Source organism: Chryseobacterium sp. 2TAF14 (genome assembly GCF_052115105.1).
Taxonomy (GTDB): Bacteria; Bacteroidota; Bacteroidia; order Flavobacteriales; family Weeksellaceae; genus Chryseobacterium.
Genome location: NZ_JBFRGA010000030.1, coordinates 22,865 through 31,583, shown reverse-complemented (window position 1 = coordinate 31,583; position 8,719 = coordinate 22,865). Strand labels below are relative to the sequence as shown.

General features: G+C 34.0%; 6 protein-coding genes. 2 read left to right on the top strand and 4 right to left on the bottom strand.

Translation table 11 applies throughout. The annotated features are described in order from the left end of the window. Window positions 1-136: 136 nt before the first annotated feature. The 4 genes from AB4Y90_RS05670 to AB4Y90_RS05655 are packed head-to-tail and all read right to left on the bottom strand — an operon-like array spanning window position 137 to window position 6,316. Window positions 137-568, bottom strand: a complete 432-nt coding sequence (locus AB4Y90_RS05670; protein ID WP_441556478.1) for a hypothetical protein — start codon at window positions 566-568, stop codon at window positions 137-139. Beyond that, entirely contained in the window at window positions 568-1,707 is a 1,140-nt protein-coding gene (locus tag AB4Y90_RS05665) for a beta-ketoacyl-ACP synthase III (protein WP_441556477.1), read from the bottom strand. The genes AB4Y90_RS05670 and AB4Y90_RS05665 overlap by 1 nt, the downstream gene beginning before the upstream one ends. A gap of 2 nt (window positions 1,708-1,709) precedes the next feature. Continuing rightward, window positions 1,710-2,624 (bottom strand): dialkylrecorsinol condensing enzyme DarA, encoded by a 915-nt coding sequence (locus AB4Y90_RS05660; protein ID WP_441556476.1) that lies wholly within the window; start codon window positions 2,622-2,624, stop codon window positions 1,710-1,712. 41 nt (window positions 2,625-2,665) lie between these two features. Continuing rightward, window positions 2,666-6,316 (bottom strand): MMPL family transporter, encoded by a 3,651-nt coding sequence (locus tag AB4Y90_RS05655; RefSeq protein ID WP_441556475.1) that lies wholly within the window; start codon window positions 6,314-6,316, stop codon window positions 2,666-2,668. A gap of 186 nt (window positions 6,317-6,502) precedes the next feature. Here AB4Y90_RS05655 and AB4Y90_RS05650 point away from each other — a divergent pair, with 186 nt between their 5' ends. Together AB4Y90_RS05650 and AB4Y90_RS05645 are read left to right on the top strand one after the other, a co-directional pair. Continuing rightward, window positions 6,503-7,405, top strand: a complete 903-nt coding sequence (locus tag AB4Y90_RS05650; protein ID WP_441556474.1) for a hypothetical protein — start codon at window positions 6,503-6,505, stop codon at window positions 7,403-7,405. A gap of 3 nt (window positions 7,406-7,408) precedes the next feature. Further along, window positions 7,409-8,548, top strand: a complete 1,140-nt coding sequence (locus AB4Y90_RS05645; RefSeq protein WP_441556473.1) for an EpsG family protein — start codon at window positions 7,409-7,411, stop codon at window positions 8,546-8,548. Window positions 8,549-8,719: the final 171 nt, after the last annotated feature.

Below are 8,719 nucleotides of genomic sequence, written 5' to 3'. Positions count from 1 at the left end.
CCTTTTCCGGAGTAAGCTCCAGAATATAATCTGCCATCAGCATCGGGCTGCGATGAGGCAAAAAATTGTGGATGTTGATGAGGTTTTCTTCTTTTAACTCCATTGATTCTTGATTCTGTTTCCTTGATTCTTTTCTCTATTTTACTACTGTTTTCATTTCAGACTTCGCAATAATTTCGCCATTGATTTTTGTAATAATTTCAACCAAAGTGACACCCATCATTTCGTTAATGATTTTTACTTCAGAAGTTAATAAATCTCCGGTTTTCGGTAAAATTTCTGCTTCAAAGGTTTTAATAGCTCCAATGTAACCGGTCGGAGCTTCTTTTCCTAAAAGATAAAATTGATATCCGGTGTGAAGTGCTACACTTTGCGCCTGATGCTCAATCAAACCTGAAGCCTGAAAAATTCCGTCGTGTACAAAAATATTGTCTTCTTTTATTTCAAATCCTGAAACCAAATGCTCTTCAGAATATTCTGAAATACCATTTACCATCACAAAAGGAAACTTTTGCGGAATTAAGCTTTCTACGAAATTTTGGTCTGTTGTAGGTAGAGAAATCGCCATTAGCAAACCGTTAATAAAGCACAAGAGTAAGCAAACCTTCCACTTTCGGGAACGCAAAGCATGATTCTTTCTCCTTTTTTAAGCTTGCCGGAATTCATCAATTGTTCAACAGCGATAAAGATAGATCCCGCTCCGATATTTCCAACTTCCGAAAGGTTATAAAACCATTTTTCCCAAGGAAAATCAAGTCCTACGTTGGCAAACTCTTCTTTTAATCCTTCTTTAAAATAACCTGAAGAAATATGTGCCAAAACATGATCGATCGTATCAGGATCAAGCTCATGCTTGGTGAAAGAAGCCCGTAAGCTTTCAGCACCTTTTACCAAAATATATTTATCTAAAAGTTTTGTATCTTGTTTCAAAGCAAAAATAGACTGGTTAAGCCATTCTTCAGCAGGATATTCTGCCCAGGATTTTAAGCTTCCATCTTCCTGCTTTTCGCAACCGGAATACATGCAGGCTTCAATTTCGTGCGCATAAGAATAAAAATCAATCCATTCGATTTTCAAAGAGGTTTCATTTTCTCTTGGTTTGTTTTCCAATAAAAATGCTCCGGCTCCGTCAGAAAGCATCCATCTCAGAAACTCTCTTTTAAAGGCAACGATCGGTCTTTCTTCCAGAAGTTTTAAGTTTTCAGCTTCGTGGTTAAATTTATCTGCGGTCATCCATGCAGACATTCTTTCAGAACCTACGCAAACTGCATTGTCTTTAATTCCTGCTTTTACGTTTAGGAAACCGTAGTTCAAAGCATTCATTCCCGAATTACAAAGTCCTGTTGCGGTATTAATTTCGATAGATTTTCCGATGCTAAGCTCACCGTGCACCATCGATGAATGAGAAGGCTGTACCTGATCTGCAGAAGAAGTTCCGCAAGAAAGCAGCTGCATGTCTTCTTTTTTAAAATTTTCATCAAAAAGACCTWCCACCGCTTTTGCCGTAATCTGCGCATTGGTATGCGTAGCGTTTCCGTTTTTGTCTAAAGCATAATATCTGGTTTTGATTTTATTATTCCTTAGAATTAAAGCTCTTGCTTTTGACGGTTTGTCATTTATATAGCCAAGATACGTTTCCATTTCGTCATTAGAAACCGGTTCATTCGGCAAGTATGTTGAAGCTTTTGTTATAAATACGTCGTACATTTCTATTTTAAATTAATTCCTTGTAAATATTCTTTCTGTTTTTGTCTTTTTTTCCATAAAAGCGGAGCGAGCAGAATGTGGAAAACCAATACAATCGGTGAGACAATCCAAATTGCTGCCATCAAATATACCTTAAAGAATTTTATCAGCAATGGTCGTTTTTCTTTTTTATTGATAATCAGATTAGACCAGATGGTGAAAATTTTATTCCCTACTTTTTCAACTCTCACCAGAAAGGCTCTGATTTCCACAGCTCCGTTCTTTACCAGGTCGGGTTGAAGATTGGCTAAATCATTATTCTCAAAATGCCTTTCAATAATCTTACCATATTTTCCGGCTCCGTTGATTTCTTCATCCGAAACTCCGGCTGCAGGAAGAATTCCTGATTTTTCTTTCTGCCCCGTTGTCATCCATCGAAGAATCGTCAAAACACTTGTATAATTGTCTCTTCTGTCGACCAATGCAATGTTTCCGACTAATTTAGCATCAAAATTCTTTAAATATACTTTCAGTTTTTCCTGAGAAAGCATCCACATATTTCTTGTTGCCGAAATGGTTACAACCGGAGTATTTTTTAAAATATCGGCAGCAAACCCGCTTTTCAGAAAAGAAATGATCGGAATTGACGGCGTAAGATACCAAACCTGATAACCGAAAAGGATTAAATCAAATTTAGTGTTTAAAACGTCTTCCGGCGGTGGAAGAATTTCGCTCGGAATCTGCAGGTAAGATTCCGGAAAGGTGTTGAAAAACACATCACTCGGCCACGGAAAAGGAAAATCCTTTTTAAGCTGAATGTTATAGTAAGTAACCTTGTATTCTTCTTTTTTATCTTCAAACGGCTGCGCAATATTTTTTACAATATCCTCGAGCTGCCCGGTTTGAGTATAATAAATAACAAGTATATTTTTTTGCATTAATCTATTTTATGGATTACAAAAATATGATTTTCATTTTATTATTCATGCCTAAATATTTTTATTGAGTCTGAAATAATCACCTCTTTATAATCAGGATTTTCAAAAGCCTGATTTGTATTCAGCATAATAATTGTTTCCGGAAAATCTTTTACATCATTAAGATTAAAATTTTCATCAGAAATTAAAAGTACATTAATTTTTTTATTGATCTGAGACTGATCTTCAATATAAAACAGTTTTCTTTTCTTCACCAGATAATTATTTTCAGCGACCAGTCTTTTTTCTTCATCATTAATTAAGCTGAAAATTCTTCTTCCGGCTTGTTGCAAAGTCAGCAAAATATCTTTCTGCCCGAAATCATCGGAAATATGAAAGATTGTTGCCTCATCCGGAATGTGTTTATTTAATTCAAAATAAGCCGATTTATTTTTGCTGAAATCTTCTTTTACAGGTTTTACAACTTCGTTTTCTTTATATAAATAATTTAAAAACAGCTTCTTTTTAAAATAATTTTCATCTTCAATTTCATTTCTCAGTTTTGTAAATTCATCTCGGAAATAGGCATTGATTTTCTTTGTTCTTTCGGAGTAATTTTTACCGAAACTCAAATCATCTTTATCAATTCTGTTGCCAACTTTTACGGTGATGCTTCCGTCAAAAATAATGAAATCGCCTTTTGGCTGTACTTCAGAATTTCCGTGAATATAAATTGGGAGAATGTCTAAACCAAATTGCTCGGCAATATAAAATGCACCTTTGTGAAAACGTTTCACATCATTCGTATAAGAACGCTCAGATTCTGGAAAGACAACCAGAGAATATCCTTGTTCTATTTTTTCTTTAAGCTGATCCATGCCGTTTTCTATACCTTGGGAAACAGGATAAAAACCTAAAGCTTTCACCAGTTTACCAAAAACGGGAGAGTTATAAACCCAGTCATTTACCAGATAAATAATCTTAGGATTAACCATTCCCAAAGCCAGAGTGTCGAGAAATGAAGTGTGATTGGCAATAATTACAGCAGGTTTGCTGAAATCTTCATCCGGGTTTTGAATGACTTTTTTCTTTACAAACGGATTGGTGTATAAAACCGAAGTTAAAAATTTAGCTAAAATTAATTTGATGAAATCTAAAGTTTTTCCTCTTGATTTTTTCACAAAAATACTTCCGATTGCAGAAAAAACCAATCCGCCCAAACCATAATAAAGGAATGAGATCATTGAAGTTAAAAACAGTCTTAATGTAATGGGCGACAATCCTTTTTTCGTTCTGTTGATGATTAAAAACCTAAACCAAAACGGGTATAAAGTCGAGGTGATCACAATCACCGAAAACATTCCGATCAAAGCAACCAAAGCTAAAGAATGCAAAGCAGGATGTTTAGCAAAAATTAATGAGCCGATCGACAATATAGTGGTGAAAACTGCAAGAATAATAGACGTTCTGTAAGTTGGAAGCTCATTTTTCCCGTTTGTATGCTCTTTCTGCATTGCTTTTGTAAGGAAAATACTGAAATCGTCCCCGACCCCAAAAACCAAAGTACAGACAACGGTGCTGAAAATATTTAATTCCAATCCAAGGAAATAAAGGATTCCTGCGGTAACAACTCCCGTTAATACAATCGGGAACATCGTTAAAAGCGAAAGCTCAAAATTTCTGAAGAAAACAATAATCGTTAAAATAATTGCCAGAAGAGAATAATTTATCAATGTATTAAAATCTCTTTTCAACAATCCTAAAAAATTTTCATTCATCTGTTGACGGTCGATTGCCAAAGCTTCGTGGTTTTTTTCGACATCTTTGATGAAAGCGTCTCTTTTCTTTTCGTCAACTTTTACAACATTCGAAACAGTATAAAACCCTTTCTCATTGCTCAGAAATTCCGAGATCTGAAATGCTTTGATGGTAGAATATTCTTTTAAACTTAATATAGAATAAGATTTATTTAAATTTTCATTAAACTGGTCAAATGCAGAAGCATTGAAACCAAATTTATTACCATTCTGCACCAACTCGGTAATGGTCTGATTCTTTTTGCTTTGATCCCAAAACTGGTTCCATTTTTCGATCTTTTTTTGCTGGTCTTCTTTTGATAAAACCACGTTTCCGATCGAGTTGTAGCTTAAGATTTTCCCTTCCTGTTTTTCTTTTTCCAAAAACCTGCTTAGTTGGGAATTTCTTGTCAAGGCTTCGCTTTCAGAATTTCCGTACGAAATGGCGTAGATCGATTTTGAAGTGATGTCTGATAATTTTTCAAGCTTGGCTTCACTTATTTTCAAATCTTTCGGAATATAATTCAAATCACCGATGTCTTCATTAAAGCCAACATGACGGAAACCGAAAAGACAGGCAATAATAATCAGAGAACATCCGATAATCAAAGGTTTGTTTTTTTCGTAAGGGTAACTTCCTATTTTGTCAATAAAATTGGTGTTGGTTTTTTCTTTGTCTGCTTTCGGATGATACAATTGCGGAACAATAATTAATGCTGCAAAAGAAGAAAGGAAAACCGTAATCGAAGCAAAAAGACCGAGATCTTTCAACGCTTCTGAACGAACGAAAACCAGACATAAAAATGAAACAGCGGTTGTTGCGCTACTTAGAATAATCGGTTGTGTGATTTCCTTGTAAAGCTCTTCAATATTATTGTTGTGCTTGTAATGCGTGAGAATGTGGAGCGCGTAATCAATGGTGATTCCGATGAGAATTGCACCCACACTGAGCGAAATTGCCGAGATTTTATCTTTAATAAAATACAAAATCATCAGTGAAACGAAAACCGCAAAAACTGTCGGTAAAAAAACAATTAACGGTGTAAAGAAGTTTCTGAAATAGTACATCAGCAAGATCAGAAGCACCGTCATCGAAATGATAACCGTATTCTGAATATCTTTTTTGATTTGCTGGGCATTCGCAACCGCAATTACCGGCGAACCGAAATAGCTGATCTCGGTTTTTCCGCTAAAAGTTTTGTTGATCTCGTCTTTAATTTCATTAAGCTGATTGACGAAAACTTCATTGTTTTTGGTGTCGTTGCTCTTGTTTTTAGGATCGATGAAAAGTAAGAGGTTTTTCCCATCTTTGGTAACGATGTAATTGTCTTCGAGCTTGAAATCTTTGCTGATGTTGAGCGCATTCAGTTTTTTGATTCCTAAAAAAGTAATTCCGAGCGGATCTTTTTTGATGAAATCTTTGGTTACTAAACTCGTGGGCGAAACCAGCGAAACATAATTATTTTCAACCTGTTTTGCAATGCTGTCTTTACTGAGTTTTTTTTCGATTTCTGCATAATCTTTTTCGTTTAAAAACAAAGGAAGATTCTGATTGACAAAATCGAAGGTTTCCGAAATTTCATTGTCATTTACTTTTCCCTGAACCGAACCGATGTATTTTTTTAGCGGTTCTATTTTATTTAAAAAAGTATCGGCGGTTTCCGACAGCTGAAAACTGTCGTCTTTTGATTTGTTTTCAATAATGACGATGATCTTGTCTGAAAAATTGAGCTGCGTGAGAACTTTTGCCGTAAGATCAGATTTTTCGTTTTTGGGAATGATCTGATTGATGTCTTCCTCAAAATTAATTTTCGACGCAAAAAAACCACAGATCAATAAGATTCCTAATGCTGCAGCAATAGAAATAAACCGGTTTTTAGAAATAAAATAATATAAATGGATGAAAAAACGATGCATGGTTTTCCGGATCAAGTCTGCAAATTTAAATTTTTAAGCAGTAGTTTAAAACAATTTTTTGATAAGTTTTAACTGAAAATCAATAAAATATTTAATGTAAAATAAAAAAAACTTATACTTTTGTAAAAGTTCCCTTACTGTCGTATTATATTTGGCGGTAAATTATTCTTAAAGACGCAACTGTTTATGTTGAAAACGTTTGATGAAAAATTATCCGGATTTCTGTTTGTAGTAATTTTACCGTTTCTGCTGTTCTTCATGTCGTATTATGGGTTTGAGTCGTCTTACACTCATTTTAAGACTTCTGAAAGACCGCCTGATTTTTTGTTTTCTTCTGTTTATTCGTATCGAATAATTCCTAATTATCTGAGTATTTATATGACAGATTTTATGGAATATTGTATCAACAGCAATGTACTTTTACCTTTTAAAAATCTACTTATAAAAAATGGAACTCCGTTTTATCATGGTCTTTTTTTGATGAATACTGTGTTTTTTATTTTGTGTTCGGGAATTATTAATATGCTTTTGAAATTTAGACCGCTTGATATTTTCCAGAATATTAAAGCCAGAAGAATTGTTCATCTTTTGATGGTTTTCTTTATTGTGATGACACAATATACTCCTTCAAACTGCGATACGATTGCTTTGTTTTGTTATTTGGTTGGAATTGTTTTGACTTTAAAATATCTTCACACCGATAGAAACCTATATTTTTACCTCTTGATTGTATTGATTGCGGTATCAACGCTTGTTAGGGAAACTGCTTGTCTTAATATTGCTTTTTTTGCCTCGGTTTTTTTCAGCATGAAAGAGTCTTTTATGGAAGGAATTTATGTTGTTGCCAACTTTACAAGTCCTTTTAATCTTGCTGGGCTGTTTTTTTCTGCAATTGCAGCATATTTCATGTATAAACTTTGTGCAGATGAAGAAAGCAGGCTGGTTTTCAAAAGATATTTATTTTTTTCACTGCCTTATATTGTAATGATTACTTTAGTCGGGCTTTTTTGGGAAGTAAGATTATTTTTGCCAATTATTCTTACAGGCGCATTGGTGGCTTGTCTTGATTTTAAAAAAAAATATAATTAAACGATGAGTTTACTGCATCCTTATTATCTGATTGCTATTGTGTACATGCTGTTTTTCAGCGTACAGGAAGTCTTTGGGAATAAGGTAGATAAAAAATGGCTTTGGTTTTTGGGGATCTATCTGATGATTCTTGCAGGGCTTCGTGAGAATGTAGGGCCAGATTACGGAAGTTATGTAATGATCTATGTGTATGCAGATACCAAAGAGTATATTGATATATTTCTGAAGGCACTCCATTTACAGGGTGGCGAAAGTGTTGATCTGGAATGGCTTTTTGCATTGATCAATAAAATTCTGCTCAATGTATTTAATGCGCCATTTTATATAGTTACGCTAATTATTGCTGTTTGTGCTGTATTTTTTAAAGTTGAATATACGGATGATAACACCTTTTATCCATTCACTTTTACCTTATTTATGTTTATTCCCGGTTTTTTTATTGGTGAAAGCGGTCAGATAAGACAAAATCTGGGGACGTTTATCGTATATTTTGCATTGCGTTACATCAAAGAAAGAAAATTGATTCATTATCTGTTCTGGATTTTTATTGCATCGGGTATTCATAATGTTTGTTACTTGTTTTTACCGATGTATTGGCTGGTTCGTATTCCGTTAAACAGATATTGGATGCTGATTTTAATTATCGCCTCTGTTTTTGCTTCACCATTTGAGGTTTATAAAGTTTTTGGAGGTTTTCTTACCAACATAGCTTCCGAAAGTACTCTTGTGGAAGGTTTTAACGGGTATATGAATGAATCTACCGAAAGACTGAATGGAGGCATCGGTATTCCGGAAGCCATGATGGCAATTCTTACGTTTTTCCTCTTTACATTTGATGATAAAATGATGGAAAAGTTTCCGTATTACGAATATCATAAGGTTTACGCTGTGATGGGTATTTGTATGTATTTTATTTTTAGAAACAACAGTATATTTTCGTCCAGATTAGCAGGCGCATTTATTGGTTTTGCCTATATAATTATTCCGAATGCAATGTATGTGGTTTCTGCCAATACGAAAAAAACAATCTACGCTTTTATTATTGCTTTATTCTTGTTCAATTTTATTGTGTTTTCCAGTTTCAAAAATATTGTAAACGGAAGATTTACTTCTGAGCTGTACAAAAACTATTTGTTGCCTTAAATAGTATTTGCTTTCTCGGTTTTATTTATAAAAATTTTTATTAATCATTAATGAAAATTAATTTAAGCTCATGTCTATAATGAGCCTGGTGTCGTATTTTTGTCTGTGAAAAAAACTTGGAACGGAATTTTCATACATATGTACATATATTTAATGATTTGATAATATAAC

Coding starts and splice junctions, on each gene's coding strand:
- AB4Y90_RS05670 (WP_441556478.1), bottom strand. CDS start 568: ATGGCGATTTCTCTACCTACAACAGACCAAAATTTCGTAGAAAGCTTA.
- AB4Y90_RS05660 (WP_441556476.1), bottom strand. CDS start 2,624: ATGCAAAAAAATATACTTGTTATTTATTATACTCAAACCGGGCAGCTC.
- AB4Y90_RS05655 (WP_441556475.1), bottom strand. CDS start 6,316: ATGCATCGTTTTTTCATCCATTTATATTATTTTATTTCTAAAAACCGG.
- AB4Y90_RS05650 (WP_441556474.1), top strand. CDS start 6,503: ATGTTGAAAACGTTTGATGAAAAATTATCCGGATTTCTGTTTGTAGTA.
- AB4Y90_RS05645 (WP_441556473.1), top strand. CDS start 7,409: ATGAGTTTACTGCATCCTTATTATCTGATTGCTATTGTGTACATGCTG.